At 69.7% G+C, this 25,952-nt stretch carries 29 protein-coding genes, 2 tRNA genes and 2 pseudogenes; 16 read left to right on the top strand and 17 right to left on the bottom strand.

Annotation, left to right across the window (positions count from 1 at the left end; all coding sequences use genetic code 11):
* Positions 1-27: 27 nt before the first annotated feature.
* Positions 28-2,574, bottom strand: a complete 2,547-nt coding sequence (gene pepN, locus AAIB33_RS06550) for an aminopeptidase N (protein ID WP_345802744.1) — start codon at positions 2,572-2,574, stop codon at positions 28-30.
* Positions 2,575-2,754: 180 nt separating this feature from the next.
* On the opposite strand from pepN, the gene AAIB33_RS06545 reads away from it, so the two are divergent.
* The 7 genes and pseudogenes from AAIB33_RS06545 to AAIB33_RS06515 form a co-directional block, all read left to right on the top strand.
* On the top strand, positions 2,755-3,969 hold the full coding sequence (locus AAIB33_RS06545; RefSeq protein WP_345802743.1) for a ferrochelatase: 1,215 nt from the start codon (positions 2,755-2,757) through the stop codon (positions 3,967-3,969).
* Between the two features lie 44 nt (positions 3,970-4,013).
* On the top strand, positions 4,014-4,559 hold the full coding sequence (locus tag AAIB33_RS06540; protein WP_345802742.1) for a ribose-5-phosphate isomerase: 546 nt from the start codon (positions 4,014-4,016) through the stop codon (positions 4,557-4,559).
* Positions 4,559-5,560: a DNA-formamidopyrimidine glycosylase family protein gene (locus AAIB33_RS06535; RefSeq protein WP_345802741.1), complete on the top strand. Its 1,002-nt coding sequence runs from the start codon at positions 4,559-4,561 to the stop codon at positions 5,558-5,560. Before AAIB33_RS06540 ends, AAIB33_RS06535 begins: the two co-directional genes overlap by 1 nt.
* 32 nt (positions 5,561-5,592) lie before the next feature.
* Positions 5,593-6,231, top strand: coding sequence for an FMN-binding negative transcriptional regulator (locus tag AAIB33_RS06530; RefSeq protein WP_345802740.1), 639 nt, complete (start codon positions 5,593-5,595; stop codon positions 6,229-6,231).
* On the top strand, positions 6,228-7,727 hold the full coding sequence (locus AAIB33_RS06525) for an amidohydrolase family protein (RefSeq protein WP_345802739.1): 1,500 nt from the start codon (positions 6,228-6,230) through the stop codon (positions 7,725-7,727). The genes AAIB33_RS06530 and AAIB33_RS06525 overlap by 4 nt, the downstream gene beginning before the upstream one ends.
* Positions 7,728-7,744: 17 nt before the next feature.
* Positions 7,745-8,773 (top strand): annotated as a pseudogene (locus tag AAIB33_RS06520) (sensor domain-containing protein); the annotation flags it as partial.
* Between the two features lie 98 nt (positions 8,774-8,871).
* Positions 8,872-9,423 (top strand): annotated as a pseudogene (locus AAIB33_RS06515) (response regulator transcription factor); the annotation flags it as partial.
* A gap of 223 nt (positions 9,424-9,646) precedes the next feature.
* On the opposite strand, the gene AAIB33_RS06510 reads toward AAIB33_RS06515, so the two are convergent.
* Positions 9,647-10,132, bottom strand: coding sequence for a DNA starvation/stationary phase protection protein (locus AAIB33_RS06510; RefSeq protein ID WP_345802738.1), 486 nt, complete (start codon positions 10,130-10,132; stop codon positions 9,647-9,649).
* Between the two features lie 122 nt (positions 10,133-10,254).
* On the opposite strand from AAIB33_RS06510, the gene AAIB33_RS06505 reads away from it, so the two are divergent.
* From AAIB33_RS06505 to AAIB33_RS06490, 4 genes are all read left to right on the top strand, one after another.
* Complete coding sequence (locus AAIB33_RS06505) at positions 10,255-10,797, top strand: gamma carbonic anhydrase family protein (RefSeq protein WP_345802737.1); 543 nt, start codon at positions 10,255-10,257, stop codon at positions 10,795-10,797.
* Between the two features lies 1 nt (position 10,798).
* Positions 10,799-11,170, top strand: coding sequence for a hypothetical protein (locus AAIB33_RS06500; protein ID WP_345802736.1), 372 nt, complete (start codon positions 10,799-10,801; stop codon positions 11,168-11,170).
* An 84-nt stretch (positions 11,171-11,254) separates the two neighbouring features.
* Positions 11,255-11,545 (top strand): hypothetical protein, encoded by a 291-nt coding sequence (locus tag AAIB33_RS06495; protein ID WP_345802735.1) that lies wholly within the window; start codon positions 11,255-11,257, stop codon positions 11,543-11,545.
* 329 nt (positions 11,546-11,874) lie between these two features.
* A complete protein-coding gene (locus AAIB33_RS06490; RefSeq protein WP_345802734.1) occupies positions 11,875-12,525 on the top strand; it encodes a hypothetical protein in 651 nt (216 codons plus the stop codon).
* 40 nt (positions 12,526-12,565) lie between these two features.
* On the opposite strand, the gene AAIB33_RS06485 is transcribed toward AAIB33_RS06490, so the two are convergent.
* The 15 genes from AAIB33_RS06485 to AAIB33_RS06415 all read right to left on the bottom strand — a co-directional run bounded on the left by AAIB33_RS06485 (position 12,566) and on the right by AAIB33_RS06415 (position 22,189).
* Positions 12,566-12,808 (bottom strand): hypothetical protein, encoded by a 243-nt coding sequence (locus tag AAIB33_RS06485; protein ID WP_345802733.1) that lies wholly within the window; start codon positions 12,806-12,808, stop codon positions 12,566-12,568.
* Between the two features lie 465 nt (positions 12,809-13,273).
* Entirely contained in the window at positions 13,274-13,852 is a 579-nt protein-coding gene (locus tag AAIB33_RS06480; protein WP_345802732.1) for a hypothetical protein, read from the bottom strand.
* A gap of 5 nt (positions 13,853-13,857) precedes the next feature.
* Positions 13,858-14,187 carry a hypothetical protein gene (locus tag AAIB33_RS06475; protein WP_345802731.1) on the bottom strand — a complete coding sequence of 110 codons (330 nt, stop codon included), beginning with the start codon at positions 14,185-14,187 and terminating at the stop codon, positions 13,858-13,860.
* Positions 14,184-14,564 carry a hypothetical protein gene (locus tag AAIB33_RS06470; RefSeq protein WP_345802730.1) on the bottom strand — a complete coding sequence of 127 codons (381 nt, stop codon included), beginning with the start codon at positions 14,562-14,564 and terminating at the stop codon, positions 14,184-14,186. Before AAIB33_RS06470 ends, AAIB33_RS06475 begins: the two co-directional genes overlap by 4 nt.
* 90 nt (positions 14,565-14,654) lie before the next feature.
* The gene (locus AAIB33_RS06465; RefSeq protein ID WP_345802729.1) at positions 14,655-15,143 is read right to left on the bottom strand and encodes a hypothetical protein; all 489 of its coding nucleotides are present in this window, start codon (positions 15,141-15,143) and stop codon (positions 14,655-14,657) included.
* 379 nt (positions 15,144-15,522) lie between these two features.
* Positions 15,523-15,795, bottom strand: coding sequence for a hypothetical protein (locus tag AAIB33_RS06460; RefSeq protein WP_345802728.1), 273 nt, complete (start codon positions 15,793-15,795; stop codon positions 15,523-15,525).
* Positions 15,796-16,028: 233 nt separating this feature from the next.
* On the bottom strand, positions 16,029-17,441 hold the full coding sequence (locus AAIB33_RS06455) for a hypothetical protein (protein WP_345802727.1): 1,413 nt from the start codon (positions 17,439-17,441) through the stop codon (positions 16,029-16,031).
* Positions 17,438-18,265 carry a bifunctional DNA primase/polymerase gene (locus tag AAIB33_RS06450; RefSeq protein ID WP_345802726.1) on the bottom strand — a complete coding sequence of 276 codons (828 nt, stop codon included), beginning with the start codon at positions 18,263-18,265 and terminating at the stop codon, positions 17,438-17,440. The genes AAIB33_RS06455 and AAIB33_RS06450 overlap by 4 nt, the downstream gene beginning before the upstream one ends.
* A complete protein-coding gene (locus AAIB33_RS06445) occupies positions 18,262-18,600 on the bottom strand; it encodes a hypothetical protein (protein ID WP_345802725.1) in 339 nt (112 codons plus the stop codon). The genes AAIB33_RS06450 and AAIB33_RS06445 overlap by 4 nt, the downstream gene beginning before the upstream one ends.
* Complete coding sequence (locus tag AAIB33_RS06440; protein ID WP_345802724.1) at positions 18,597-18,785, bottom strand: hypothetical protein; 189 nt, start codon at positions 18,783-18,785, stop codon at positions 18,597-18,599. Before AAIB33_RS06440 ends, AAIB33_RS06445 begins: the two co-directional genes overlap by 4 nt.
* Positions 18,782-19,024, bottom strand: a complete 243-nt coding sequence (locus AAIB33_RS06435; protein ID WP_345802723.1) for a helix-turn-helix domain-containing protein — start codon at positions 19,022-19,024, stop codon at positions 18,782-18,784. The genes AAIB33_RS06440 and AAIB33_RS06435 overlap by 4 nt, the downstream gene beginning before the upstream one ends.
* A 128-nt stretch (positions 19,025-19,152) precedes the next feature.
* On the bottom strand, positions 19,153-19,488 hold the full coding sequence (locus AAIB33_RS06430) for a hypothetical protein (protein WP_345802722.1): 336 nt from the start codon (positions 19,486-19,488) through the stop codon (positions 19,153-19,155).
* A gap of 165 nt (positions 19,489-19,653) precedes the next feature.
* A complete protein-coding gene (locus AAIB33_RS06425; protein ID WP_345802721.1) occupies positions 19,654-21,030 on the bottom strand; it encodes a site-specific integrase in 1,377 nt (458 codons plus the stop codon).
* Positions 21,031-21,151: 121 nt separating this feature from the next.
* Positions 21,152-21,222 (bottom strand) — tRNA-Gly (locus AAIB33_RS06420).
* 58 nt (positions 21,223-21,280) lie between these two features.
* Positions 21,281-22,189 (bottom strand): alpha/beta hydrolase, encoded by a 909-nt coding sequence (locus AAIB33_RS06415; RefSeq protein WP_345802720.1) that lies wholly within the window; start codon positions 22,187-22,189, stop codon positions 21,281-21,283.
* 131 nt (positions 22,190-22,320) lie between these two features.
* On the opposite strand from AAIB33_RS06415, the gene AAIB33_RS06410 reads away from it, so the two are divergent.
* The 5 genes from AAIB33_RS06410 to AAIB33_RS06390 all read left to right on the top strand — a co-directional run bounded on the left by AAIB33_RS06410 (position 22,321) and on the right by AAIB33_RS06390 (position 25,825).
* Positions 22,321-22,394, top strand: a tRNA-Pro gene (locus AAIB33_RS06410).
* Positions 22,395-22,472: 78 nt separating this feature from the next.
* A complete protein-coding gene (gene tig / locus AAIB33_RS06405; protein WP_345802719.1) occupies positions 22,473-23,906 on the top strand; it encodes a trigger factor in 1,434 nt (477 codons plus the stop codon).
* Between the two features lie 69 nt (positions 23,907-23,975).
* Positions 23,976-24,446, top strand: coding sequence for a tetratricopeptide repeat protein (locus AAIB33_RS06400; protein WP_345802718.1), 471 nt, complete (start codon positions 23,976-23,978; stop codon positions 24,444-24,446).
* Between the two features lie 92 nt (positions 24,447-24,538).
* Positions 24,539-25,123, top strand: coding sequence for an ATP-dependent Clp protease proteolytic subunit (locus tag AAIB33_RS06395; protein ID WP_345802717.1), 585 nt, complete (start codon positions 24,539-24,541; stop codon positions 25,121-25,123).
* 30 nt (positions 25,124-25,153) lie between these two features.
* Positions 25,154-25,825 carry an ATP-dependent Clp protease proteolytic subunit gene (locus tag AAIB33_RS06390; RefSeq protein ID WP_345802716.1) on the top strand — a complete coding sequence of 224 codons (672 nt, stop codon included), beginning with the start codon at positions 25,154-25,156 and terminating at the stop codon, positions 25,823-25,825.
* Positions 25,826-25,952: the final 127 nt, after the last annotated feature.

Raw genomic sequence — 25,952 nt, 5'->3', positions numbered from 1 at the left:
CCTGGGCGGGGCATCCATGGCTGTGGACTACTGTGCGTCGCGCTCCTGCACCGCGAGGGCGCGCTCGACGCCCGCGAGGTTCTCGTTCACGAGACGGCGCAGCGCCGGGGCCGCGTCGCCGTTGGCAGCGAGCCAGGCGCGCGTCGCGTCGCGCAGATCACGGTTCGCCAGCGCCGCGGGGTACAGGCCCACGATGAGGTACTGCGCGATCTGGTAGCTGCGGGATTCCCACACGGGAAGCAGCATGTCGAAGTACGGCTGCACGAACGCGCCGAGCAGACCGCGACCCGCGGGATGCGTGAAGCCGAGCGCCGCCGAGCGGACGATCGTGTTCGGGAGGTCGTCGCTGTCGATGAGCGAGGACCACGCGGCCTGCTTGGCCTCGTGCGTCGGCAGCGCCGCGCGCGCCTGAGCGGCGAACTCGCCGCCCTTGGCCGTGTTGTCGGCGGCCAGCGCGGCGTCGATCTCGTCGGCGCCCACGACGCCGCCGGCGGCGAGCGACACGAGCAGCTGCCACGACAGGTCGGTGTCGATCTCGAGACCGTCGAACGTCACCTCGCCGTCGCGCACCTGGCGCACCTTGTCCCACTGCGACGGCGTCGAGGCGGCGGTCGCGAACGAGGTCACGAGCTGCAGCTGGCTGTCGCTGCCGGCCTCCGCCCCGTGCGCGAGCTGCCACAGCGCGTCGGCGACCTTCTCGCGAGAGGCGGCGCGCTTCTCGGGCGCGACGTACGAGTTGGCGGCGAGCTGCAGCTGGCCGAGAGTGGTGCGGAACGTCGTCGACTCGGTCTCCGACCCGATGTTGCGCAGGACGAGGTCGATGTAGTCGCTCGGCGAGGACTCGGCATCCCGTGTCTGATCCCACGCCGCCCCCCAGACGAGGGAACGCGCGAGCGGGTCGCTGATCTTCGCGAGGTGCGCGATCGCCGTCCCGAGCGATCGCTCGTCGAGGCGGATCTTGGCGTACGCGAGGTCTTCGTCGTTGAGCAGCACGAGGTCGGGTCGCGAGAGGCCCTTCAGCTCGGGCACGACCGTGAGGTCGCCGTCGACGTCGAGCTCGACGCGGTGCACGCGCACGAGCGCCTCGCCGCGCAGGCTGTAGAAGCCCACGCCGAGGCGATGCGGGCGGATCGTGGGGTAGTCCGCCGGCGCGGTCTGCACGATCGCGAAGCGCGTGATGACGCCGTCGGCGTCGGTCGTGATCTCGGGGGAGAGCGTGTTGACGCCCGCCGTCTCGAGCCACTTCTTCGACCACGTGCCGAGCTCGCGTCCGCTCGTCTTCTCCAGCTCCGCGAGAAGATCGCTCAGCTCGGTGTTCGAGAACTGGTGCTTCTTGAAGTACGCCGCGACGCCCCCGAAGAAGGCCTCGACGCCGACCCACGCGGCGAGTTGCTTGAGCACCGAGCCGCCCTTGGCGTACGTGATGCCGTCGAAGTTGACCTGCACGTCCTCGAGATCGTTGATCGTCGCGACGACCGGGTGCGTCGAGGGGAGCTGGTCCTGGCGGTAGGCCCAGGTCTTCTCCATGGCGTTGAAGGTCGTCCACGCCTCCGTCCACTCCGTGGCCTCCGCCGTGGCAATCGTCGACGCCCACTCGGCGAACGACTCGTTGAGCCACAGGTCGTTCCACCACTTCATGGTGACGAGGTCGCCGAACCACATGTGCGCGAGCTCGTGGAGGATCGTCACGACGCGACGCTCCTTGACGGCGTCGGTCACCTTCGAGCGGAAGACGTAGGTCTCGGTGAAGGTGACGGCTCCCGCGTTCTCCATCGCGCCGGCGTTGAACTCGGGCACGAAGAGCTGGTCGTACTTCGCGAACGGGTAGGCGTAGTCGAACTTCTCCTCGAAGTACGCGAAGCCCTTGCGCGTGATGTCGAAGACGTAGTCGGCGTCGAGGTGCTGCCACAGGCTCTTGCGCGCGTACACGCCGAGCGGGATGACACGACCGGACGCGCTCGTGAGCTCGGAGGTCGTGACCTCGTACGGACCGGCGACGAGCGCCGTGATGTACGACGAGATCCGGGGGGTGGCCTCGAAGGTCCACGTCGCCGTGCCGTCGCCGTGCTTCTTGGGCTCCGGGGTCGGCGAGTTCGACACGACCTTCCACGGCTCGGGAGCGGTCACCGTGAACTGGAAGGTCGCCTTCAGGTCGGGCTGCTCGAACACCGCGAAGACGCGGCGCGAGTCCGGCACCTCGAACTGCGAGTAGAGGTAGACCTCGTCGTCGACCGGGTCGACGAAGCGGTGCAGCCCCTCGCCGGTGTTCGTGTAGAGGGCGTCGGCTTCGATGACGAGCTCGTTGTCGGCCTCGAGGCCGTCGAGCGCGATGCGCGAGTCGGCGAAGGCCGACGCGGGGTCGATGGACCGTCCATTGAGCGTGATCTCGCGCACGTCGCGCGCGATGAGGTCGATGAACGTCAACGCGCCGGGCGTCGCGGAGAAGCGCACGACCGAGCGGGATCCGAAGACCTCCGCGCCCTGCGTCAGATCGAGGCTGATCTCGTACGAATGGGTGTCGACGACCCCGCGGCGCTCCTGCGCCTCGGCGCGGGTGAGGTTCTCTCCAGGCACTTGGCTCTGCTCCCGTTTGTGATGGGTTGAAGTGATCTCGATGCGGCTGGGCCGCTGCTCGAGAGGACGGTCGCCGAACGAGGATGGCCCCGGCGACAACCGCTCCAGCCTATGCCCGGCGGTGTCTCGGCGCCGAGGCATGTGAACACCGGTGTCGGCGGGCGGTGGAAGGATGGTCGCGTGGTCGAAGCGCACGAGAACTCAGCCGGTGACACGACGAGCGCGGAGGGTGTCGTCCCCTTCGCCTCACCCGAGGCGTCGTCGGGCGCCCCGCACGTCGAGGTTCCCGTCGCGTACGACGGCATCCTCCTCGCCAGCTTCGGCGGCCCTGAGGGGCAGGACGACGTCATCCCGTTCCTCCGCAACGTCACGCGGGGCCGCGGCATCCCCGACGAACGGCTCGAGGAGGTCGCGCACCACTACCGCCACTTCGGCGGCATCAGCCCGATCAACGAACAGAACCGCGCGCTGAAAGCCGCCCTCGAAGACGATCTGGCCCGGCGGGGCGTCGACCTCCCGGTGTACTGGGGCAACCGCAACTGGGCTCCCTACCTCGATGAGGCGGTTCGGGATGCCGCGGCCGCCGGCGACACGAAGCTCATCGCCATCGCGACCAGCGCCTACAGCTCGTTCTCGAGCTGCCGACAGTACCGCGAGGACTTCGCCCGCGTGCTCCTCGACACCGGGCTGGCCGGCACGGTCACGATCGACAAGGTGAGACAGTTCTTCGACCACCCCGGCTTCGTCGCACCGTTCGAAGCGGGCGTGCGCGAGGCCGTCTCGGCGTTCCGCGCCGAGGGGATCGCCCCGGCCGAGATCCGCGTCCTCTTCTCGACGCACAGCGTTCCGACGGCCGACGCGGACCGCTCCGGCCCCCGCGACGTCGACTGGGGAAAGGGCGGCGCGTATGCCGCGCAGCATCGCGCCGTCGCCGAGCGCATCATGTCGGCCCTCGCCGACGACGACGCCGCGGTCGGCGAGGTGGGCTGGGAGCTGGTCTTCCAGTCGCGTTCGGGCCCCGCGTCCCAGCCCTGGCTCGAGCCCGACATCAACGACGTCATCGAGACCCTTCCCGATGCCGGCATCCGCGCGATCGCGATCGTGCCGCTCGGCTTCGTGAGCGACCACATGGAAGTGCTGTGGGATCTCGACACCGAGGCGATGGAGGCCGCGCAGGAGGCCGGCATCCGCGCCGTGCGCACGCCGACCCCCGGCGTCGACCCGGCCTACGTCTCGGGTCTCGTCGACCTCGTGCTCGAGCGCGTCGCCGGCACCCCAGCCGCGGAGCGCCCGCACGAGACCTCGCTCGGACCCTGGTTCGACGTGTGCCGCCCCGGCTGCTGCGAGAACGTGCGCGCCGGCTTCAAGCCCGCCGCGGCCGGCATCGCGCCCTGAGCGCCGCCGCATCCCGCCCCTCCACCGCTCCCTAGGATTGAGCCATGCGCATCCACATCGCGACCGACCACGCCGGCCTCGAGTTCTCGACGCAGCTGCAGCACCATCTCGCCGAGCAGGGGCACGACGTCGTCGATCACGGCCCGCTCGACTACGAGCCCCTCGACGACTACCCCTCGTTCTGCATTCGCGCCGCCCAGGCGGTCGTGCGCGACCAGGAGGCGGGCATCGAGTCGCTCGGCGTCGTCTTCGGCGGCTCGGGCAACGGCGAGCAGATCGCGGCGAACAAGGTGCGCGGCGTCCGCGCGGCACTCGTCTGGAACATCCCCACGGCTGAGCTCGCCCGCGAGCACAACGACGCGAACGTCATCTCGATCGGCGCCCGGCAGCACACCTTCGAAGAGGCGGCATCCTTCATCGACCGCTTCATCGCGACGCCGTTCTCGAACGAGGAGCGGCACGAGCGGCGCATCGGCCAGATCGCCGCGTACGAGACAGACGGACGCCTCGAGCCCGACCCCCGCGTGAGCCGGCTGGAATCGCCGACCGGCGGCGAGTCCGCCGATGCGATGGACCCCGAAGCAGGCTGATGCCCGAGGGCCATTCCGTCCATCGCATCGCGCGGCAGTTCGACCGCAACGTCGTCGGCCGTGCCGTCCGCGCATCGAGCCCGCAGGGGCGCTTCGCGGAGGGCGCTGAGGTGCTCGACGGCCGCATCGCCGAGGGCGTGCGTGCCGTCGGAAAGCAGATGTTCCTCGGCTTCGAGGGCGACACGTGGCTGCGGGTGCACCTCGGCATGTACGGCGCGTGGGATTTCGCCGGCGAGATCGTCGCCGATCCCACGATCGCGTCGGCCAACGGCCGACTCGGCCAGACGAACCAGCGCGGCACCTTCTTCGAGGACGAGGCGATCCTGGATGCCGCGGGAGAGAACTCACTCACCTCGATCGGCGCTCCGCGCAAGGCCCGCGTGCACGTGCGCATGTCCGAGCAGACGACGGGCCTGCCCGAGGAGGACGGCGAGTGGCCGCCGCCCGTCGTGGGCCAGGTGCGGCTCCGCCTGCTCACCGACGTGACGTGCGCCGATCTGCGCGGTCCGACCGCGTGTCAGCTGCAGACGCCCGACGAGGTCGTCGCCACGATCGCCAAGCTCGGTCCCGATCCCCTCGTCGACGACGTCGAGCAGGGCGAGGAGCGGTTCACCTCGGTCGTGCGGCGCAAGCCCACACCCATCGGGCTGCTCCTCATGGATCAGGCCGTGGTCAGCGGCATCGGCAATGTCTACCGGGCCGAGCTGCTCTACCGGGCGCGCCTCGATCCGCATACGCCGGGGCGCGACGTGCCCGAGGAGCTCGTGCGCGAGCTCTGGCGCGACTGGGTGAAGCTGCTCGCCATCGGCGTCGAGACCGGCCAGATGATGACGATGGACGACCTCGACCCCGACCAGTGGCGGGCGGCCATGGCCAATCGCGACGACCGGCACTGGGTGTACCGTCGCGCGGGGCTGCCGTGCCGCACCTGCGGAACCGAGATCCTGCTCGAGGAGATGGGCGCGCGGAAGCTGTACTGGTGCCCGTTCTGCCAGAGGTGATCGCAGGGGCCGCCCGCTTCTAGGCTGGACACATGCGTCAGAACCCGAGCTTCGCGATGACCGACGTCGCTGAGCTTCGCCGCCTCATCGACCGCAATCCCTGGATGACCCTCGTCAGCCAGACCGACGACGGACTCGTCGCATCGCACTATGCGGTCCTCCTCGACGAGGATCGCGACGACCTCACGGTCGTCGGTCACGTGGGGCGTCCCGACGACCTCATCCACGGGCTGGGGGAGCGCGAGCTGCTTCTCGTCGTGCAGGGCCCGCACGGGTACATCTCTCCCGGCTGGTACGGCGACGGCACCCAGGTGCCGACGTGGAATTTCGTCTCGGCGCACCTGTCCGGAGTGCCCGAGTTGCTCAGCACGGAGGAGAACCTTCGTGTGCTCGATCGCCTCGTTGCGCGCTTCGAGAACCGGATGCCGCAGCCCCGGCTGCTGTGGGAGCCGCCCAACGATCCCACGTATGTCGAGCGACTCGAGAAGGGCACCGTCGGGTTCCGCCTCACGCCGACCCGGGTCGTGGCGAAGCGCAAGCTGAGCCAGAACAAGACGGACGACGTCGTCGACACGATCATCGCCGAGCTGAGCGGCGACGGCGCCTACGCCAACGCGCCGCTCGCGGATGAGATGCGCCGCGCGCACGAGGCGCTGAGGGGCGCTCGATGACGGGGATCGGCGCGCAGATCGACACCATCGCGGGCGTCCGCATCGTCGGCCCCGGAAGCGAGCTGCTTCCCGACGAGGGCCCTTTCGACGTCTTCCTCGACGGCGGAACGATCGCCGACATCGCGCCGGCAGGCGCGATCCGCGCGACGGGCGCCGTGCTCGAGGGCACGGGCACATGGCTCATCCCGGGCCTCTGGGACCACCACGTCCACGTCATGCAGTGGGCCCTCGTCTCGCAGCGCGCCCCTCTCGGTCATGCGACATCGGCCGCGCACGCCGCGGCGCTCATGGCCGAAGCCCCCCTGCTCGACGGACGTCGCGTCGGCACGGGCTTCCGGCACGCCTTCTGGCCCGACGAGCCCACGCTGGCGCTGCTCGACGCGGCCACCGGCGAGACGCCGACCTATCTCATCAACGCCGACGTGCACAGCGTGTGGCTGAACACCGCGGCCCTGCGCCGCGAGGGGTTCGACCCCGACGGCACCGGCATCCTGCGCGAAGAGCCGGCGTTCGAGATCTCACGACGCCTCAACCTCGTCGATCCCGTGACGGGCGACCAGCTCGTCCAGCAGATGGCCCGGGATGCCGCCTCCCGCGGCGTCGTCGGGCTCGTCGACCTCGACATGGCGTGGAACGAGGATGCCTGGTCGCGCCGCACGCGGGCGGGTTTCGACACCCTCCGCGTCGAGTTCGGGATCTATCCGGAGCATCTCGCCCGCGCCCTGGCCGACGGCCTGCAGTCCGGCGACGTCGCGCGGGGCGCGGCATCCGATCTCGCCCGTGTCGGTTCTCTCAAGGTGATCACCGACGGCTCGCTCGGCACGCGCACGGCCGCCTGCTCGCACTCCTATCCGGGTGACCCGCAGAACCACGGCCTGCTGACCGTCGATCCCGCGACACTCGTCGAGCTCATGACGGATGCGACGGGCGGGGGCCTCTCGTGCGCGATCCACGCCATCGGCGACCTGGCCAACTCGCACGCGCTCGACGCCTTCGCCGTGACGGGGGCGACGGGGACCATCGAGCACGCCCAGCTCGTCGCGCACGCGGACATCCCGCGCTTCGGCCGTCTCGGTGTCGGCGCGAGCGTGCAGCCGGAGCATGCCGTGGACGACCGCGACCTCACCGACACGGTGTGGGCGGGCCAGACGGCGCAGGCGTATCCGCTCGCCGCGCTCGCGGCGACGGGGGCGAACCTGCTCTTCGGCTCAGACGCGCCGGTCTCGCCGCTGGATCCGTGGGCGGCGTTCGCGGCGGCCGTCTACCGCACGCGCGACGGACGTGAGCCCTGGCAGCCCACCGAGGCTCTCGACGCGGCGACGACCCTCGCCGCATCGACGCACGGCGGATCCCGGAATGCCGACGTCATCGCTCCCGGAGCGCGGGCCGACCTGGCGCTGTGCGCGACGAACCCCCTGACGGCAACCGAGCCGGAGCTGCGATCGATGACGGTCGCCGCCACGCTGCTCGGCGGGCGCCTGACCCACCTGGCCTGACGGGGGCTGGCCCCCGTATGGGTCGGGGAGGGGATCGGATGCCGCGCCGCCGCGGACCCCGCGAGGCTGAGGGGACGACCTGGAGAGGACCCATGAGCACGATCGTCACCCCCGCCTCCGACATCGAGGCCCCGTCCTTCTGGCGCACCTACGGCGAGCTGTGGAAGCGCGTCCCCGGCAGCGCCGTCTACCTGCTCGTCGTGTTCGGGCTCGCCATCGCGTCGCTGTGCGTGCTCGCGACTCTTCTCGGCCTCGGCATCGGTCTGCTGATCCTCGTCATCGGCCTTCCGATCGTCGTCGGAACCCTGTTCGTCGCACGAGGGTTCGGCGTCGCCGACCGGTACCTGCTGCGACTGACCGGTCTGCCCGCCGTATCCGAACCGGAGTGGCATCGCGGCACCACTGGACACCTGGGGTTCTGGTCCGCCTTCTCGCGCCCGCTCCGCGACGGCCACTACTGGGTGTACCTGCTGCACGGCATGATCGTGAGCCCGATCCTCAGCACGATCACGTTCGCCCTCACAGTGGTGTGGCTGAGCCTCAGCCTCGGCGGTCTCACCTACTGGTTCTGGGGAGCCTTCCTCCCGCGCGACGGGGGGAGCGAGTGGGGGCAGTACGTGTCGGACGCCCTTCCGTGGCTCTTCGGCGGCTGGTCGTCGTGGGCCGTCGAAGTCGTCCTCTACCTCCTCGCCGGCATCCTGTTCGCCTTCACGCTGCCGTGGGCGCTCGCCGGCCTCGCGCTCGCCCACCACGGCATCGCGCGCGGCATGCTCGGGCGATGGGAGTCCGACGATCTCGCCGCTGAGGTCCACGCGGAGGCGTCGGCGCGAGCGTCTGCCGTGCAGGCCGAGGACATGGCACTGCGCCGGCTCGAGCGCGACATCCACGACGGCCCTCAGCAGCGCCTCGTCCGGCTCCAACTCGACCTCGCTTCGCTCGAGCGGCGGGCCGCCGCGGGCGACACGGATGCCGCGGCGCAGCTCGCCCGCGAAGCCCGCGGACACGCCGCTGCCGCCCTGGACGAGCTGCGCGCGCTGTCGACGGGCGTCGCGCCACCGCTCCTGCAGGATCGCGGCCTCACGGCGGCACTCGAGGCGCTCTCGATCGCGAGCGCGGTGCCGGTGCGGGCCGAGCTCGACCCCGCGCGTGGGGCGATGCCGAAGACATCGTCGCACGGGTTCAGGATGCCGCGGCCGACGTCGCGGTGCTCGATGTGCGGCTGCCACCCGGCTTCCGCGACGAGGGCATCCGTGCGGCGATCGCATTGCGGCGCGCGCTGCCGCGGCTCGGCATCCTGGTGCTGAGCCAGTATGTCGAGGCGGTGTACGCCCGCGAGCTGCTCGCCGACGGAGAGGGCGGCATCGGCTATCTGCTGAAGGACCGCGTGACCTCGCTCGAGGAGTTCACGGATGCCGTCGAGCGCGTCCGCGATGGAGGCACCGTGCTCGACCCGCTCGTCGTCCGCGGGCTCCTCGCGTCACGCCCGGATCCGCTCATGGCGCTCACTCCGCGCGAACGCGACGTGCTCGCGCTCATGGCCGAGGGGCGCAGCAACGCAGCGATCGCGCAGCGGCTGTTCATCGGGGTCGGGGCGGTGGAGAAGAACATCAGCGGAATCTTCGCCAAGCTCGGGCTCGAAGACTCCGCGACGGAGCATCGCCGGGTGCTCGCGGTGCTCGCGTTCCTCCAGCGCTGACCCTCGGTCCCCCTCGGCGGCAACGCTGAAGGCCCGGAGCGGACTCCGGGCCTTCAGCATCCTGATCCTCGATTCGCGAGGTGGGCACCCGTCGAGGCGGCGGCTTACTCAGCGACCGGCGCGACGGGCCCCGGCGCGAATCTCACTCCGCAAGGTGGGCGCCCTTCGATACGGCCGCGGACGGCCTAGTCAGGAGCCGGCTCTACCCACGTAGGAGCGAACGTCACTCCGCAAGGTGGGCGAAGAGGAACCAGCGGTCCTTCTCGAGGCTCTCCTTGATGGCCAGGGCGATGTCCTGGCTCGCGAGGTCGACCTCGTCGAGGCCGTCGATCGCCGCCTGCACGTCGGCGATGACGACGTCCATGTCGCTGATCACGGCGCGGATCTCGTCCTGCCACTGCGTGAAGCCGGCGGGGACGGCAGTCGCCTTGGTCTTCTCGGCGATCGTGCCGAGGCGGGCGTCGATCGGGAGACCGAGGGCCACGATGCGCTCGGCGGCCGCGTCGGCGCCGTCCTGAGCGTGCGTGACGATCGTGTCGAGGAGCTCATGGATCGCGATGAAGTTCGCGCCACGGACGTTCCAGTGCGCCTGCTTGCCGTTGACGGCGAGGGCCTGCAGCCCGAGCGCGACCGGCGTGAGGAACTGGGCGGTGCCCGCTGCGACCGAGGGGTCTGCGGCGGTGGCCGGGGTGGTCTGAGTGTTCGTCATATCGCTCGCCTCCGTTGTGACGTTTCCTGTCGTCGGCACCAACGCTACTCAGCGCCATTCATTCCGCAAGCAAGCGAAGGCTGGGCTCACCTCGTGTCCGACGGCTCCCGTAATCTCGGGTCATGACCATCGCCGAAGGTGCTTCCGTCCTCGCTCTGCCGGGCAAGTCGCCCGCCGTCGATCCGTCGGCCTTCATCGCGGCGGGTGCGCGCGTCGTCGGCGCGGTCACGCTCGAAGAAGGCTCGAGCCTCTGGTACAACGCGGTCCTCCGGGGCGACAGCGACTCGATCACGGTCGGCGCCGGCAGCAACCTGCAGGACAACGTCTCGGTGCACGTGGATGCCGGTCACCCGACCGTCATCGGACGTGACGTGTCGGTCGGCCACAACGCCGTGGTCCACGGGTGCACGATCGGCGACGGCTCCCTGATCGGCATGGGAAGCGTCGTGCTCTCGGGGGCGGTCATCGGAGAGGGATGCCTCGTCGCCGGCGGGGCCGTGGTCCTCGAGGGGGCCGTGATCCCGCCCGGCTCGCTCGTCGCGGGCGTGCCCGCCAAAGTGCGCCGCGAGCTCACCGACGAGGAGAGGGCCGGCATCCTGCGCAATGCTCAGACCTACCGCGCGCACCTCTCGACGCACGAGGGCGCCACACCGCTGGGGGCCTGACATGCGCATCGATTCCCTGCGGCCGGGCGAGGTCTTCGTCTTCGGGTCGAACGCCTCCGGCGCGCACGGCGGCGGAGCGGCGCGCTTCGCCTACGACCGCTTCGGCGCGGTGTGGGGCCAGTCCGAGGGATTGCAGGGTCAGTCCTACGGCATCGACACGATGTCGGGGCTCCGCGTCTTCGAGGAGCAGGCGGCGCGCTTCCTCGCGTTCGCCGCATCCCACCCCGACCTGCGGTTCCTCGTGACCGAGGTCGGCTGCGGCATCGCGGGGTACCGGCCCGAGCAGGTGGCCGGATTCTTCCGGGGAGCGCCGGCCAATGTGGTGCTGCCTGAGTCGTTCGTCGCCGTGCTGGATGCCTCGGGAAGCGCATAGGCGCCGATTCCGCAAGCCCTGACGCGGGCGACCCGGGCGGGATTAGCGTTGCTCGCCCACGCCCTCGCAGGAAGGGGGCCCCGGATGCCCCGTCAATCCCGAAAGCCGGCCCGTCGCATCGGCCAGGCCGTTGCGATGATCGCAGTGAGCGTCGCCGCCTTCGTCACAGCCGTCGTGTTCGTCTTCGCCGCCCTGATGTGGGGTGATGCGCTGAGCAAGAGCTGGGGCGTCTCCCTCGCGATCCTCATCCCGCTCGCGCTCACCCTGGCCACGCTCGTGCTCGTGCTCGCGCAGAAGCTGCACGTGCACTATGCGACAGGCGGGCGGACGGTGACCGACGAGCTGCGCGCGATGTTCAAGACCGACCTGAACTGACCGCCGGGCCGCGAAAGGGGTTCCCACGCATCCACACGAATGCCCAGCCGCACCGACTTCGTCGGCACGTCTGGGCATCGGAGGGGATGACGGGAATCGAACCCGCACCATCAGTTTGGAAGCCACGCTCAGAGGCGGTTCCACGATCCGCGAAATTCCGCGGGTTTATGCCTTTCATCGGCGTTTTTAGCGTAGCACTGAGGTGGCCCCAAATGGCCCCAAATGGTCCCATTTGGTCCCTCATGAGTGCGCATGAGTGCGCATCGACCGGCAGTCGGGACGGAGTGTGACACGCGACCGACCGCGTCACTGCCTGTAGCGTCGGCGGCGTGCGTCTCCGCTGGCTGCTTCCGACCGTGTTCATCGTCGTGGCGGTCGTTGCCGGGTGGCTGACGTACGCGTACCGGTCTGACCCGACATGGCTCCAGGTGTGGATTGGCGTGGCGTTATCGTTCCTGACAGCCGGGCTTGTGGACGCGGTAGCGCTCCGCGATACCGCGAGACGTGAAGCAGAGTCGCGCAAACGGATGGCGCCGGTCCACGCGATGATTGACCACCGCCTCATCGCTCAGCAACGACTGTTCATTCAGCTCGCCGGTGTTGTCTTGGCAGAAGACGTCCGTGGCGACCTACTGACAAAGGCTGGGGACATTCGAACATTGCCTGAGCTGAAGCTCAGCACTGCCGACCTCGACGAAACCCTGTACCCGCCACTCACCCGCCGTCAACGGATGCAGGAGCTGTCGCGCGAATTGCGGGACACCCAGTATGACCTTGAGAACATGGCCGCCGTCGGCTATCGGACGAGCGACATTCAAGCAGTCTCCGACATCGTTCTGCGGAGCAGCCTGATGAACCTCATCGAGGCGTACTGGGCGACCGCATCCGATTACTCTCGCAATGGTTGCAAGGAGAAGATCGCTGACGCGTTCGACGTCCTGCGCGGGCTACACCTTCAGTCCGACCCACGACAGACGTGACAAGGGATCCGCGCCAGAAGCCATGAGTGGCGAGCGTCGGCTAAGCGATGAGTCCGCGGCGGCGGTAGTCGTCCACTCTCGCTTCGAATGATCGACGGCGCGCTCGCTGGTAGGGGGTTTGCAGCTCAGGCTTGTCGGTGATGTCGACGCCGTTGCGGTGTGGGCGCTCCCAGTCGGGGTCAGAGCCCGCACGTAGGTAGGTCAGTTCGGCGTGCTCGTTGACGTTGCGGTCGAGGAAGTCGAACGCGCGCGCGTCGATGTCTCGGGTTGGGCGGCGCGGCATGGCATGTCCTCTCGCGGCTCAGCCCGGCCACCGAGGCGACCAGCGTACCGCCGTGGGCGCGACCACTCAGGACGGCGTGACAAGCGATGTGTTCCACCGGAAAGTCACACGGTCGTAATCCTGGGCCAGCGTGTCTAGTCGCATGCGACATGACAGCGGCGCACGATTGAACAACGAAGTGACCCGCCCTGCTAGTAACAGGACGGGTCGGAATCTTCGCCTCGCAGTGACTAAACAGAGAGTGCGCGATTGCTATGAGTCTAAAAGGTAAGAGCAAGGGCAGGAAGCGACCGACACGCGGCATCCGCTGCATCGTCCGGGTTGTGGTCCGCGTGGATGTCGCGGTCATCCTGGCGGTCATCCTCGACATCATCGTGATGATGTCACGTGCATAACCGGCGACCTGGCCCCGGCTCCTCGGGGCCAGGCTTCCGGGCGGCACGGCGGGCGCATGTCGAGACGGGCTCAGCGTCTGACGTCCTGGAGTGTGCGGGCGACGTCGTGGCGGAGTGCGTCGATGCGGTGGCGGGCGTTCAGCTCGAAGCGTGCGCCGCGGGCGACGAGCACGCCCGCGCCCGGGTACTGCGGCACGGCGGTCGCGGCGACGTGGTTGAGCCCGGCGCGCTCTCGCGTGCGGCGCTCTTTGCCGTCGATGTGGTCGATGCGGGTGCGCCAGACTTTCGCGGAGACGGACCAGCCGCTCAGCTCGCCTGAGCGGGCGTCTTCGGCTTGCGGGTGTGCGCGGTTGATTCGGAAGTCGATGTAGAGGCCGTCGTGCGCGTCGCGCATGCCGACGCATCGGCCCAGGTAGCGCTCGCCGTCGTCGCCGCGGTGCCCGACGTACAGATTGACCCATCTGCCGCCCTTGACGCTGTCGCGTGCGAACGCGTGCGGGGCGAACCGCTCGACGTAGTACGTCTGGCCGTCGTCGGTCACCAACTGGTCGCGGTCGTAGGGCACCGCGAGGCCGTGCAGTGTCCACCCGTCACCGATGGGGTGAAGTGATGTCGCGTCCAGCGACCGGGTGACCAGCAGCTCGGGCATTGTCGTCAGCCGTTGAGCATGTAGTGCAGTGCCGCGCCGGTGCCCGAGTCGATGAGCATGGGGCGTCCGTCGACATCGATCAGCACGCCGCCGTCGTCGTCCAGTGTCGACGCGGTGTCGACCGTGAGTGCGGCGCTGGCCGGGTCGCCGACGCGGCGCGGGCTGTGCGACGATGACGACGACGTCTGCGGGTTCGTGCCGAAGCTCGCGAGGCGGGCCTGGATCTGGCGGTTGCGGTCGGCGAGCGATTCGGCGGGCGTGCGCATCGAGTGCAGCTGTCCGCGCGGCAGTGGCGGCTCTTCTGCGGGGGGCGGGAAGTGGTTGGCCGGGATCATGACGCGTTCTCCTTCGGTGCCAAGTGCTGGGCGCGCTCGTGACGTTTGCGCGCCCATTCCAGTCGGTACAGGTGAAGCCATGCCGCGAAGTCATCGCGGCCCGACAGCCGGTATGTCGAGCGGACGACGTAGCGCTGCTGGTCGCCCGTGGTGTCCGACGCCGGGCCGTACTGCTGGATGAAGTCACCGGGCTGGACGCGCAGGAAGTCCTCGATGCGGCTGAACGTGCTTTCATCGCGGCCCGCCGCGACGGCGCGGGCGACCGCCGCGTCGTGCGGGAAGGTCTCCTGCACGGTCGTGCCGGCACGCCAGTACCCGGCTTCCTCCGTGGGCGTCGGCGTGACTTCGGCGTAGTAGCCGCGCAGCTCGTCGGGCACGTAGAAGTCGGGATCATCCGGCGTCGCCCAGTCGGCGCGTGGGTAGTCTTTCGGCGGCGCGACGGCGGGGGGTGCTGGTGGTTTTCGTGGTCATGCGCCTAGTGTCTCGACGCCGGGCGGCACCGTCACCAGGTAGACGCGTCTGGGCGCACGATCCCACTGCGATATGCGCACGATCGGCACGACCATGCACGCCTCACCCGCCGCAAGCCGCTCGACCGCGCCCGCGTCGAACTGCACAACCACGCCCGCATCGCCGCTGACATGCTCAGACTCCAGCTCGACGCCCACGGGCGTCGGCACGGTATCGACGAGCAGTTGCCACTGACTCAGCCAGCGACCCTTCGGGCCACGGCCCGCACGCACGCTGTGCGCCGACGTCGGGTAGATCCCGCCGCGCAGGATGCCTTCGAGCTTCTGCGGCGTGAGCTGCTGGCCGTGGCTGATCGTTCCCCACAGCTCGGGGCGCAGCTCGACGAGCTTCGCGATGAGGTCGCTCGTCGACATGAAATTGCCGCCCCAGACCCGGCGTCCATCCACGATCAGGCGCGCGCGGAGGTCGGCGCGCTCGTCGCTCACGGGCGGGCTCTCGCAGGAGCATCATGGGTGGCATGTCCGCCGACCAATCGCAGCTCGCGCTCGACCGAGCACGGCCATGCCCGCGATGCGGCAGTCAGCCCACGCGCGTCTACGAGTACAACTACCCGAAGACGGGCCGACGACGTCGCGCGTACTGTGCACCCTGCCGATACGGCTACACGCTCGACCGCTTCGGGCGCTGATCCAGTCTTATTCATCGTCGTTCAGATTCTTCGTTCTTACCGGGCTTTTCTTTGCGCGAACTAGAGAAAAGACGGACAAGGCGCATGGTGTCCCGGCACCCGGGGCGTCGTCAGAAAACCGCGCGCGAAACTTCCGCCGTTCTTGGATGCGAGACACGTCGTCGTCGCTGTGAATCTCACAGCGGCGACGCGCGCACGCCGTCGATGGTGGGCTTCGGAGTCAGCAATGTGGAGTAGCTGACGCCGGGCCTGCGGTCCTCCAGCCATGGCGCGGTGACGACGTCGCGGTCGTAATGTGCGATGGCTCGGTCGCATCGTGGGGCGTGGTACCGCCCGAGCGGGCGGCGTCCGGTGCACAGTGCGCCGGGCTGGGCGTGGCATCTCGGGCACGGCTCGTCGAGCACGTACGCGTCGATGGGCGCGAACCAGTGTGGCTCGTCGGCGGTCATGGTCATTCCTCTCGTCGGTGATGGGTGTGCGCGCCGCGGACGGGTTGACACGTTGACCCGGTGACGCGGTGCCCCGTTGGCCGCGGGTGTGGCCGGTCGTGTTGGTAGCGCGGTGTGGTGTGTGTTTCTGCTTCCTCGTAGGGGCGCGGGCTGTTCCTTCGGGGGTGGCGTGTCTGGTGTGTGCGGCATCGTGGTCAACGTGTCAACGTGTCACCGCGGCGTGGATGCCGTGCTCAACCGGTGAGCAGTGGCGGCGGGCTGTAGTGTGTCGTGTCCCGTCCGCGACGGTTCTTCCGCTCGGCGTGCAGGAGCATGCCGCGGTCGACGGCCCAGGTGAGCGCGGCCTCTGCTCGGTCGCGATGGCGGGGCGCGCCCTGGGTCATGCACCGCAGAGTGCATCCGGCGTCGGCGTGCTGTCTCGTGGCGGCGTGCTTGGCGGCGATCTGCACGAAGGTCGTCGCGGCACGGGCGATCAGCTCGGCGTCGGCGGCGTCGGCGCGGATGCCGTCGCTTCGCCCGCGCCCGGATGCTTCACGGTCGCGCTGGACGGTGAGCGCTTCGAGCATGCTGTTGCGCGTGCGGTCGCTGTGCAGCATGACGCCGTGGGCGAGCTGCCACCAGTCGACCGTCACCGTCGCGTCGCCGTGCGCGATGGCGAGCAGTGCGGCCACGCGCAGGCGCGTGTACTGCCAGTGGCCGTCGACGCCGCCGGGCTGGTGCATGCGCTGGAGGCGGCGGGCGCGGCGCATCTCGCTGTGCACGGCGGCGTCGACGCGCACCACGAAGCGCCCGCCGACGTGACGCCCGGCACCCTCTCCGCCGAGCGCGGTGGGGAACGGCATGCCGTCGGGCAGGCGCAGCTGCACGGGTGCGGGTGCGTCTGTCTCGGGACTGTCGGCGGTGAGGTCGGGGTCGCGGAGGTTGGCGAACAGGAACCGCTGTGTCAGCCCGCCGAGCTGGGCACGTGCGCCCAGCAGTACGTCGCCCGCGCCGTACTGGCACCCTGCGACCAGCGCGAGGCGGTAGCTGTGCGCGTCTAAGTGGCGGTCGCGCTCTTCGGTGGCCGTGGCGGTGCCGATGGCTTTGCCCGACCACATCGTCTTGAGCACGGGCACGATGGTGCTTCCGCCGCGGTATGCCTGTGCTTCCAGCGCGTCTATCTCGTCGATGTCGGCGAACGCCTGATGGTGCACCATCGTGTGCACGTAGCGTCCATCGAGCTTCTGCATCTGCACGTAGCGGGTGATGATGCCCTCGCCCGTGGCGGGTTCGAACGCGCGCACGGGGTCGTTGTGGATGCCGGGCCGCGGGCGGAACCGCTGGTCATGGGAGCTGAGCACGTCGGACTTGCCCATGCCTGACCCGCCAGCGAGCACCACGTAAAGATTCAGCGTGCCGGGCGCACTGCCTGCCAGCGGGGGAAGCACCACCCACGGCGGGATGTCTCCGGACAGCCGGGCCATGACGACGCCGAGCGCGGCGAACGGGTTGACGTCCAGCGAGCGAGCCCACTCCCGGATGTGGCGCAGGAGCGGCGTCGCGCCGAACCACTCCGCGCCCGGAGCTGCGCGTGCTTCCAGATCCGACAGGAGTCCTTCCATGCGGGCGCGGGCGTCTTCGCGCTCGTCGTCAGTGGCGGCGGTCACGATGCCACCGAGTATCTGCCGGCATTGCCGACCGTCGTGCGCGCTTCGTCTTCGTCGAGCCCGGCGACCACGGCGGCGGCGATCAGCGCCTCTTGAAGCGCGACCATGGACACCGCCGAGTCGGCGACGACGTCGGAGACGCGGCACGCGGCCCAGTACAGCCGGGCGTTGCGCTCACCCTCTGGTGCCCGGGCGACTTGTTCGCAGAGCGCGCGGGCGCGAGCGCCGAGACCGCCACTGCCTGCGCGAACAGCTGGCCGGGGCGGCGCAGCTGGGGCGAGCTTCGCTGTCATCAGCGCGACCAGCGGTGCGGGTGGGTCGGTGAGCGGCCCGAGCACACGCAGGAGGCGGCCCTGTCCTGCGATGACCACCTGACTGCCCGCGCCGTCGCCCGCGCCGCGCAGGTCGACGCCGGGCATGATCCCGATGTGGCCCTTCCAGCCGTGCGGGTTGGTGTACCAGATGTGACGTCCGCCGCCCGGCGTCGCGCCGACCATGCCCGCCTGCGGGCCGCGCCAGGCGCCGAGCAGCTGCACCCATTGCGCGAAGCCGTCTGCGGCAGGATTGTGCTGGTCGAGGTCGACGACGAGCACGCCCGAGAGCTTGCACGCCGCACCCCATCCGTCGTGACGGACGCGGCGCATGTCGGCGCGGCGCGCGGGGTCGGCGCTGGACATCGTGCCCCAGTCGACCGCGGGCACTTTCCCGAGCGTGGGGTGCAGGTGCAGCTCGGGCAGGATCGCGCGGCGCGCGGCGATCTGCTCCTCGAGCCCGATGACGAAGCCGTCGGCTGAACCGCGCATCTGGATGTCGAGCACGCTCATGCACCGCCCATCGGGGTCGCCGTGTCGGCGAGCGGGATGATGCTCACTCGCGGCACGTGCAGCTGCGCGGCGCGGACGGTGACGAGCATGCCCGCCGCGCGGGCGTCACCGAGATGGCGCGACAGCACCCGCCACCGCGCTTCGGCGGCGTCGTCGACGGGCGTGTGATGGCCCAGGCGTTCGCGAAGGGGGCGCGCGCCGCCGAGGTAGGTCAGTGGCGCGTGGGGCGGCACCTGCGCGTCGTCGGCGAGCGTGGCGAGGAAGCGCACCAGCAGAAGCGCACCCGCGGGCGCGCCTGCGCCCGCCCAGCGGCGGGTCGCGCGGTTCAGGGTCACTGCTCCCACGGTGCGCCGCCCGTCGTGATGTCGCGGCACAGTGCGGCGACGTGCCGGCGGGGGACACGCGCGGCCTCCGGGCAGAGCTGCATCACCGCGCGGCGAACCGCGCGCGAACCGGGATTGCCGCTGGTCGCCGCTGGGAGGGAGGCGAGAGCGGCGCGCAGCTCGTCGTCGACGCTCACCGCTCCGCCGCCTTCATGAATGCGTCCAGGTCGGCGCGAAGGATTCGCCACATGCGTGCCGGGCGGCTGGCGCGCAGTCGCCCGTCCTGGATGGCGCGACGGATCGTCCTTGGCGAGACGTTGGCGTAGTTGGCAGAGCTGACGATGTTCAGCCACGGCCCGCCGTCGGGCTGGAGTCCGACGGGCGGGACGGGCGCGGGCTGTTCGCTTCCGACGATGTCGGGGTTGCGCGGGGTCATGCGTGTGTCCTTCGGTCACGACCGCTGAATGCTTGCTCAGAGGGGTCGTGCCGGGCACGCGCGACGTCGTCGAGGCGCGGGTGGTCAGCCCGTGTCAGGACGGGCGGCGCTGCTGGGGCGTGCCGCGGCTATGCCGCGGCGGGCGCGCGAGGCGCGCGAGGTGTGGCGCGATACGGTGTCGGCGGCGGCGGCGCGCAGGTTGCGTCCGCCGCCGTGAGCGATGCGACACGCGCGACCAGCGCGGCCAGCTCATGGCCTCGGCTGTCAAGCATCTCCAGCGACAGAGCCGCGAGCGCTTCGGCGTCCATGGCGCGACGGATCATGACGCCATCGATGTGGATCTGATCCGCCACCGTCAGCCCGTGCGCGCTCGGCGCATGCACCACTCGCTCCCAGCGTCCGGTGCTGGGGTAGGCGCGAAAGTAGTTGTGCAGCCTGCTCAACCGGGTGCGGCGAGCGGACACGCGCTCACGTCGGAGTGCACGTTTGCGTGCAATGCTCGACGTTGTTCTGCGCATGGTCCCTGTCTTAGCAGTCGGTCAGAACAGAGCACAAGGGAGCAAACGGGAGCAAACGGGGGCCGCACGGGGTCGCCGAAGGTGAGCGACTGTCATCTGCGCGGCCCATGCTCATGCGGCGCGTCCGGTACCGCGGTAGGCGGCGTCCAGGCGGGTGGCGAGGTACTGGTCGCTGTCGTCGGCGGCGTGCGCGTAGATGGCGGCGGCGCGGGTGGTGGTGTGCCCGAGGCGGTTCATCACGTCGCGCTGTGACGCGCCGACGCGGTAGGCGAGGGTCGCGCCGGTGTGGCGAAGGTCGTGCCAGTGCACGTCGTCGCGTCCGATGGCGCGGCGGTGGCGTCGCATCTGCGCGGACACGGTGGCGTTGGTCATGACAGCACCGGACGTGCGGGTGAACAGCAGTGCGTCGTCGTCCGCGTCGACGTGCGCGGCGAGGTGGTCGCGGAGCGCGTCGACGACGAATCCGGGCAGGTGCACGACGCGGCGGGATCTGGTCGTCTTGGTGGGACCGAAGCCGACCGGGTGCCCGACGCGCTCGATGAGGGCGCGCTCGACGCGGAGGGTGCCCGCGTCGAGGTCGACGTGGCGGCGGGCGAGGGCGAACAGCTCGCCGTAGCGCAGGCTCGACCACGCCGCGACGAGGACGGCGGCGCGCAGGCGCTCCGGGAACTGCGCGGCGAGCTGGTCGACTTCGGCGGCGGTGAGCACGGGCCGCTCGGGGTGCTCGGTGCTGCCCGCGCCTTTCAGCTTGCACGGGTTCGCGGCGATCAGCCCGTCGTCGACGGCGGAATTCATGAGGGTGCGCAGGAGCTGGTACGCGCGGGCGGCGCTGGTGGTTCCGGCGTGCTGTCGCAGCTCGTCTTTCACGGGCGGCGGCGGCGGTGTGGGGGAGCCTGCCGCCGTCCACGCCGCCAGCACGGCCGGGCTCATCCGTCCGGATGCCGCTGTGGTGTGGCCGTTGGCGGCGCCCCAGACGCGGGCGGGGTGGGGCTGTCGGGCTTTGGCGCGGCTGTGCTTGGCGAGCGCGTTGTCGCGGGCGGTGCCGAGCACGTAGCCGTACCAGGCGCGCACGACGGCGGTGCTGATCGCGCCCACTTCGTAGTCGCCGAGCACGAGGCCCGCGCCGCGCTGGTCGCCGACGCGGACGTCGACCCAGCGGCCCTGCAGATCCTCGTACATGTCCCGGGTGCGCGGGGCCAGCTCGACGCGTGCGGCGAGCCACGTGCGGGCGTAGGCGCTGAGCGTCACGCGCCCCAGGTGCGGGTCGATCCATGTTCCGGCCTTGCGTGCGCCGTGCTCGGTGGCGAGCCACGCCTGCGCGTCGCGCTCGGTGTCGAACGTCTTCGGCGCGCTGAACGTGCGCCCGTCGATGCGGTAGGAGGCGCGGAAACGTCCGCTCTTCTCGCGGCGGACGGTGCCGAGAATATTCGGGTGCGGGCGTCCGGAGGGCGTCTTCTGAGCGCGTCGGGACGGCGTCGAGGGAGTCATGCGGGTGGGTCCTTTCGGGGCCATGAGTGCGCATGAGTGCGCATGGTGGCCGTGAAAGGGTCTGAACCCACATGTTCACGGAGGGTAAAGAATCCGTTCTGATCTGGACTTTTCCACTTCGAGGGGATGACGGGAATCGAACCCGCACCATCAGTTTGGAAGACTGAGGCTCTACCATTGAGCTACATCCCCGAGCGCGCGAAGCGCACCGGTCGAGTCTAATACACGGGCGGGACGCCTCCCGGCACGCTCAGTCGGTCTTCGCGGCCGGATGGTTCGTCCCCCGGTGCACTTCGTAGATCGTCGTGTGCCGCATCCCGTCGGAGTGGTCGACCATCGGCCGGTCGTCCATGAACAGCCGGATCACGTGGGCGAGCTCGTCCGGGTGGCTGAAGTTGATGGCGTGCGCGGCGCCCTCCATCTGCACGACGAGGACGTTGTTGTCGGTGAGTCCGGCGACCTCCTGAACGCGGGAGGAGTGGGGAAGGAGCGGGTCGCGCTCGCCGAGCACCACGAGCGTCGGCACGTGCAGCGCGAGCAGCCGGTCGAGCGACGGGTACTGGGTGAGCGCCTTGAACATCCGGAACGTGCTCGGGACGCCGAACCGCACGTAGTCCGGCGTCGCGACCCCGATCATCTTGACGGGCTCGCGCCCGCCGTCCTTGCTCAACTGAGTGATCGCGCGGGTGAGCGGCTGGTTGTAGAGGCCGCCGGCCGGCGACACGAGCACTGCGCGCTCGATGCGCTCGGGATAGTGGTAGGCGAACTCGCAGATGACGGGGCATCCCATCGAATTGCCGACGAGCGTCGCCTTCTCGATGCCCTTCTCGTCGAGGAAACGGGCCGCGGCGTGCGCCAGGTCGGGCACGTCGAGAGCGTTCTTGGCCTTGCCGCTGCGCCCGAAGCCGGGCAGATCCGGCACAAGGGTGTGGAACTCGTCCGACAGCTTCTCGGCCGTGGGAAGAAGATAGCGACCCGACAGACCGAAGCCGTGCACGTGCATCATGACCGGGGCGTCCGGCGGGTTCACCGACTCGCGATAGAAGACGTCGATCCCGTCGACGAGCGTCCAGCGCTCGGCGAGCGTCGTCTGCGGGCGGCGCGGATGCATCCGCCTGCGGTGGTGGTAATCGGGACCTGCGCCGTCGCCTGTGGCCATGGTCATTCCCTTCCCCCGAGGTTTCTCGCCTGAACAATACCGGTCCCCATCAGGGCCCGGACAGTCGCCGCACGCGCGCGTCGGCTAGACTTCTCGGGGCCGTTCGGCGTACGCGCGCGTGCGCACCCACCCGGGGCGTAGCTCAGCTTGGTAGAGCGCCCGCTTTGGGAGCGGGAGGCCGCAGGTTCAAATCCTGTCGCCCCGACATCACGGCCCCGTGAACTCAGACCCAGACCTTCAGCAGCCGTGCGCTCGCGCGGTCCAGACGAGGAGAACAACAGGCATGGTCAACAGCACCGTCGAGAAGCTCGGCCCCACGCGGGTGAAGCTGCACATCACGGTCACTCCGGACGAGCTCAAGCCGAGCATCGCGCACGCATACGAGCACATCGCGCAGGACGTCCAGATCCCCGGCTTCCGCAAGGGCAAGGTGCCCGCACCCATCATCGACCAGCGCATCGGCCGCACGGCCGTGCTCGAGCACGCCGTGAGCGAAGGACTGGACACCTTCTACCGCGAGGCCGTCGCGGCGAACGAGCTGCGCGTCCTCGGCCGTCCCTCGGCCGAGGTCACCGAGTGGCCGAACGACAAGGACTTCTCGGGCGACCTGCAGGTCGAGGTCGAGGTCGACGTCCGTCCCGAGTTCGAGCTTCCCGCGTTCGAGGGCACGACCGTCACGGTCGACGCCGCCGAGGTCGACGAGGCCGCGATCGACGAGGAGCTCGAGCGTCTGCGTGCCCGCTTCGGCACGCTCGTGACGGTCGACCGCCCCGCCGCGAAGGGTGACTTCGTCGAGCTCGACCTCGTCGCCACGATCGACGGCAACGAGATCGACCGCGCCGAGGGCGTGTCCTACGAGGTCGGCTCGGGCGAGCTGCTCGAGGGCATCGACGAGGCGATCGACTCGCTGACCGCGGGCGAGGACACGACGTTCCGCTCGACCCTCATCGGCGGCGACCACGCGGGTGAGGAGGCCGAGGTCTCGGTCACCGTCACCGCCGTCAAGGAGCGCGAGCTGCCCGAGGCCGACGACGACTTCGCCCAGATGGCGAGTGAGTTCGACACGATCGCCGAGCTGCGCGACAGCCTCAAGGAGCGCGTCGGTCAGCAGTCGGCATTCACGCAGGGCGCCGCCGCGCGCGACAAGCTCATCGAGCAGCTGCTCGAGCAGGTCGAGATCCCCGTGCCCGCGCAGCTCGTCGAGGACGAGGTGCACAACCACCTCGAGGGTGAGGGTCGCCTGGAGGACGACGTGCACCGCGCCGAGGTGACCGAGGCGAGCGAGAAGCAGTTCCGCACGCAGATGCTGCTCGACGCGATCGCCGAGAAGCTCGACGTGCAGGTCTCGCAGGACGAGCTCACGCAGTACCTCATCCAGTCGGCTGCCCAGTACGGCATGGCGCCCCAGGACTTCGTCAACGCGATCCAGGAGCAGAACCAGCTCCCGGCCATCGTCGGCGAGGTCGCCCGCAACAAGGCGCTCGCCCTCGCTCTCGGCAAGGTGTCGGTCGTCGACACCAACGGCGCTCCCGTCGACCTGACCGGCTTCGTCGCCACCGACGACGAGACCGAGGCCGAGGCCGAGGTCGTCGAGGAGGCCGAGGAGCTGGTGGATGCCGCCGCCGAGGCCGACGAGATCATCGAGGCCGAAGAGGCCGAGGAGAAGCCCAAGAAGAAGGCTCCCGCCAAGAAGAAGGCTGCGGCCGACAAGGAGTGATCGCGCTCGCGTGATGACGAGGGGGTGGATGCCGCGGCATCCACCCCCTCCTTCGTCTGAGGAGAGGCCATGACCTGGGAAGAACGCATCGCCGACGCCTGGTCGGCCGATGTCACCGACGAAGAGCGGATCGCGCTCATCGACGCCGTCGCCGCCGAGCGACCCGAGGACGATGCGGCGGCGCTGTTCGAGCGCGCCGGCGCCCGCGACTCCGCTGGGCTCGAGGAGGAGGCGGAGCCGCTCTACCGCCGGGCACTCGAGGCGGGGCTCGACGAGGACCGCCGCGTGCAGGCAGTCATCCAGCTCGCGAGCACCATCCGCAACCTGGGCAAGCTGGAGGAGAGCCTCGCCCTCCTGCGTGCCGAGTACGAGAAGGGGAGGGATGCTCCCCTCCGCGATGCGACGGCCGCGTTCTACGCGCTCGCGCTTGCGTCGTCGGGCGACGCCGTGCGCGCGGCATCCATCGCCCTTCAGGCGCTCGCGCCGCACCTGCCCCGCTATATGCGCTCGGTGACCGGCTACGCGCAGGAACTCGTCTAGGCGCGCCCTTCTCTGCCCAGGGCGAACACGGGCGGGGCGTGCGGGGCTCGACGGTAGATTCAATGGCACGACCACCCGAAACAGGAGTGAACATGGCCGAACCCCTTGTCGCGACGAGCGTCTTCGACAGGCTGCTGAAGGACCGCATCATCTGGCTGGGCTCGGAGGTGCGTGACGAGAACGCCAACGAGATCTGCGCGAAGATCCTCCTTCTCGCGGCGGAGGACTCGCAGAAGGACATCTACCTCTACATCAACTCGCCCGGCGGCTCCATCACGGCCGGCATGGCGATCTACGACACCATGCAGTTCGTGCCGAACGACATCGTGACGGTCGGCATCGGCATGGCCGCCTCGATGGGGCAGCTGCTGCTCACGAGCGGCACGAAGGGCAAGCGCTACATCACGCCCAACGCCCGCGTGCTGCTGCACCAGCCGCACGGAGGCTTCGGCGGCACCGCGAGCGACATCCAGACGCAGGCGCAGCTCATCCTCGACATGAAGCGCCGCCTCGCCGAGATCACCGCGGCCCAGACCGGCAAGTCCGTCGAGCAGATCAACGCCGACGGCGACCGCGACCGCTGGTTCGGCGCCGAGGAGGCCCTCGAGTACGGCTTCGTCGACCACATCCGCGAGCACGCCGTCGATGTGACCGGCGGCGGCGGAACCGCGAACTGAGTCCGAAGGCGAAAAGAGAGAGAACCCACGATGCAGACCCCCACCTTCGGACCCTCCGCGCCCCAGGCGCTCCAGATGCCCGGCAGCCGTTACGTGCTGCCCCAGTTCGAGGAGCGCACGGCCTACGGCTACAAGCGTCAGGACCCCTACAACAAGCTGTTCGAAGACCGAGTCATCTTCCTGGGCGTCCAGGTCGACGATGCCTCGGCCGACGACGTCATGGCGCAGCTCCTCGTGCTCGAGAGCCAGGATCCCGACCGCGACATCATCATGTACATCAACTCGCCCGGCGGCTCGTTCACGGCTATGACGGCGATCTACGACACCATGCAGTACGTGTCGCCGCAGATCCAGACCGTCGTGCTGGGGCAGGCCGCCTCTGCTGCCGCCGTGCTGCTCGCGGCCGGCGCGCCCGGCAAGCGTCTCGCGCTGCCGAACGCCCGCATCCTGATCCACCAGCCCGCCATGGGCGAGGCGGGCCACGGCCAGGCGTCCGACATCGAGATCCAGGCGCAGGAGATCCTCCGCATGCGCACCTGGCTCGAGGAGACGCTCGCGAAGCACTCGCACAAGTCGAAGGAAGAGGTCAACAAGGACATCGACCGCGACAAGATCCTGTCGGCCGAAGAGGCCGTCGCCTACGGGCTCGTCGACCAGGTGCTGACGACCCGCAAGCGCGGCCAGGCAGCGCTGACGAAGTAGCCTTCGCCGTTGAAGCCCCGCCGTCCCGCTCGGGTCGGCGGGGCTTCAACGTGGGGGGCGTTCCGCCGGGAGCGGACACGCCCCCGCAGTGGTCCACATTGCGTGTCGCAATCCCGCCGCCGGGCCC

This window comes from Microbacterium sp. AZCO, from assembly GCF_039614715.1.
GTDB lineage: Bacteria > Actinomycetota > Actinomycetes > Actinomycetales > Microbacteriaceae > Microbacterium.
The sequence above is the reverse complement of the archived record's forward strand: the minus strand, read 5'-3'. Positions and strand labels throughout refer to the sequence as shown.

Coding starts and splice junctions, on each gene's coding strand:
- AAIB33_RS06540 (WP_345802742.1), top strand. CDS start 4,014: ATGCGCATCCACATCGCGACCGACCACGCCGGCCTCGAGTTCTCGACG.
- AAIB33_RS06535 (WP_345802741.1), top strand. CDS start 4,559: ATGCCCGAGGGCCATTCCGTCCATCGCATCGCGCGGCAGTTCGACCGC.
- AAIB33_RS06530 (WP_345802740.1), top strand. CDS start 5,593: ATGCGTCAGAACCCGAGCTTCGCGATGACCGACGTCGCTGAGCTTCGC.
- AAIB33_RS06525 (WP_345802739.1), top strand. CDS start 6,228: ATGACGGGGATCGGCGCGCAGATCGACACCATCGCGGGCGTCCGCATC.
- AAIB33_RS06510 (WP_345802738.1), bottom strand. CDS start 10,132: ATGACGAACACTCAGACCACCCCGGCCACCGCCGCAGACCCCTCGGTC.
- AAIB33_RS06505 (WP_345802737.1), top strand. CDS start 10,255: ATGACCATCGCCGAAGGTGCTTCCGTCCTCGCTCTGCCGGGCAAGTCG.
- AAIB33_RS06500 (WP_345802736.1), top strand. CDS start 10,799: ATGCGCATCGATTCCCTGCGGCCGGGCGAGGTCTTCGTCTTCGGGTCG.
- AAIB33_RS06495 (WP_345802735.1), top strand. CDS start 11,255: ATGCCCCGTCAATCCCGAAAGCCGGCCCGTCGCATCGGCCAGGCCGTT.
- AAIB33_RS06485 (WP_345802733.1), bottom strand. CDS start 12,808: ATGCCGCGCCGCCCAACCCGAGACATCGACGCGCGCGCGTTCGACTTC.
- AAIB33_RS06480 (WP_345802732.1), bottom strand. CDS start 13,852: ATGCCCGAGCTGCTGGTCACCCGGTCGCTGGACGCGACATCACTTCAC.
- AAIB33_RS06475 (WP_345802731.1), bottom strand. CDS start 14,187: ATGATCCCGGCCAACCACTTCCCGCCCCCCGCAGAAGAGCCGCCACTG.
- AAIB33_RS06460 (WP_345802728.1), bottom strand. CDS start 15,795: ATGACCGCCGACGAGCCACACTGGTTCGCGCCCATCGACGCGTACGTG.
- AAIB33_RS06450 (WP_345802726.1), bottom strand. CDS start 18,265: ATGAGCGTGCTCGACATCCAGATGCGCGGTTCAGCCGACGGCTTCGTC.
- AAIB33_RS06435 (WP_345802723.1), bottom strand. CDS start 19,024: ATGACCCCGCGCAACCCCGACATCGTCGGAAGCGAACAGCCCGCGCCC.
- AAIB33_RS06425 (WP_345802721.1), bottom strand. CDS start 21,030: ATGACTCCCTCGACGCCGTCCCGACGCGCTCAGAAGACGCCCTCCGGA.
- AAIB33_RS06415 (WP_345802720.1), bottom strand. CDS start 22,189: ATGGCCACAGGCGACGGCGCAGGTCCCGATTACCACCACCGCAGGCGG.
- tig (WP_345802719.1), top strand. CDS start 22,473: ATGGTCAACAGCACCGTCGAGAAGCTCGGCCCCACGCGGGTGAAGCTG.
- AAIB33_RS06400 (WP_345802718.1), top strand. CDS start 23,976: ATGACCTGGGAAGAACGCATCGCCGACGCCTGGTCGGCCGATGTCACC.
- AAIB33_RS06395 (WP_345802717.1), top strand. CDS start 24,539: ATGGCCGAACCCCTTGTCGCGACGAGCGTCTTCGACAGGCTGCTGAAG.
- AAIB33_RS06390 (WP_345802716.1), top strand. CDS start 25,154: ATGCAGACCCCCACCTTCGGACCCTCCGCGCCCCAGGCGCTCCAGATG.